The organism is Tersicoccus phoenicis (assembly GCF_001968835.1).
GTDB lineage: Bacteria > Actinomycetota > Actinomycetes > Actinomycetales > Micrococcaceae > Tersicoccus > Tersicoccus phoenicis.
This window is the reverse complement of sequence record NZ_MRDE01000048.1, coordinates 1-1,549: the sequence shown is the minus strand read 5'-3', so window position 1 is coordinate 1,549 and position 1,549 is coordinate 1. Positions and strand designations below refer to the sequence as shown.

At 60.6% G+C, this 1,549-nt stretch carries 2 protein-coding genes; one reads left to right on the top strand and one right to left on the bottom strand.

Annotated elements, in window-relative coordinates:
- Positions 1–165 precede the first annotated feature (165 nt).
- Complete coding sequence (locus BKD30_RS07560; protein WP_076703693.1) at positions 166–1,029, top strand: RHS repeat-associated core domain-containing protein; 864 nt, start codon at positions 166–168, stop codon at positions 1,027–1,029.
- Between the two features lie 374 nt (positions 1,030–1,403).
- Here BKD30_RS07560 and BKD30_RS07555 read toward each other — a convergent pair.
- On the bottom strand, positions 1,404–1,549 hold a 146-nt coding region (locus tag BKD30_RS07555), incomplete at its 5' end, for a transposase (RefSeq protein ID WP_143588110.1).

The window sequence follows — 1,549 nt, the reverse complement described above, 5'->3', positions numbered from 1 at the left end:
CCCGAGGCCGTGCGGACTCTGCGAACCCAGGCCACCAGCCGATCCTACCGACCCCCGCTTAGTGCCTTAACAACACACTAACCCCGACCATCACCCCACGTCAGCCCCCTCTAGCTTGTCGAGACCACAGCAAGTGACCCAACTCAGGGGGTCACCAAGGGTGGGGTGAACTACACGTATGACTATGCCGGGGCGTCCAGCCACGAGCTGCTCAAGGAAACCACCCCGAAGGGCACCTATCAGTTGACCTACGGGCGCACGGACGCGCAGGGCCTGCCGGTGATCGAGCAGTTGAAGAAGGACAACCTGACCGCGTACGTCGAACACGACCCGGTCACCGGGCAACCGGTCATGCTGCGCACCGCGTCGGGGAAGCAAGCCCTCTACATCATCGACGGCACCGGCAACCCGGCGGCGTTGATCACCGACGCCGCGTACCGGGCGTTCGCCTACGAGTACGACCCGTACGGCACGCCCACCCTGACCAAGGTCTCCGGCGGCAACGCCGTCAACCAGAACCCCTACCTGTTCAAGATGGGACTCCAGGACCGCACCACCGGCTGGGTCAAATACGGGGCCCGCTGGTACAACCCCGGCACCGGCCGCTGGACCCAGATGGACACCCTCGACACACCCCTGAACCCCGCCAACGCCAACCGCTACGCCTACGCCGCCAACGACCCCATCAACAACACCGACCCGCTCGGCCGGACGGCCGACGTTTCCGTAACTGGCTGTGCTATCGTCTGCGCCTCATTCGGTTGGACAACAGGCTCTGATGGACGTCCCCACTTTCAATTGAGTGGGGGGCTTGGCGCAGACATAGGCGTGACAGCAGACATCGGCGGAAACACAGAATCGGACGTGAACACCGGTAATTCAGGATCTTTAGGCTGTTCCGCGGCCTATGGCGCAGGTCTCTACGGTCAGTTGTCGGGGCAAGAAGGCGGTGGCGGATCGAGCGCATCCGGGGGCTACGAAGTAGGCTTCGGAATCGGATGCAATGCTTTGTATACACACACTTTCTAGGAGCATCTGGAGTTGGCTATGGGAGTGGCCGGAATATGGGTTGGCCTTGTAATCATGGCGCTTTGCGCTCTGGGCCTCATTCGCCGGAAAGCCATTATGAATTTGATGACTGTTCTTCAGCGAAGGATGGGATTCAAGCGAATGGCCGAGTTAGGTGAGCAAGACACCTCGGCTGTCCTATTGATCCCTGGGTTTGCCGTCGGATTCGTAATCGGCGCGATCCTGTTCTTCACCACAGTCTTTTCGTTTTGAGACAAATGCGGCTTCTTTATCGAGACGAAAAGGAGTGCGTATAGTGGCTCGTGTTTGCAGATGTCTGTCGGTTGGATTCTCGGCGGTCTTGGTCCAGACGAAGGGGTGGGCACATTCGTGGCTCATCGCAGTTGAGGGTGTAGTCGGGGTCTGAATCCGCCGGCCTCGAGTAGAGATCGGGCGATGTAGTGGGTGAGGTTGCGGAAGCCGAGGGCGGAGCCGCGGAGGTGTTCGAGTCGGCCGTTGATGGCCTCTGTCGGCCCGTTCG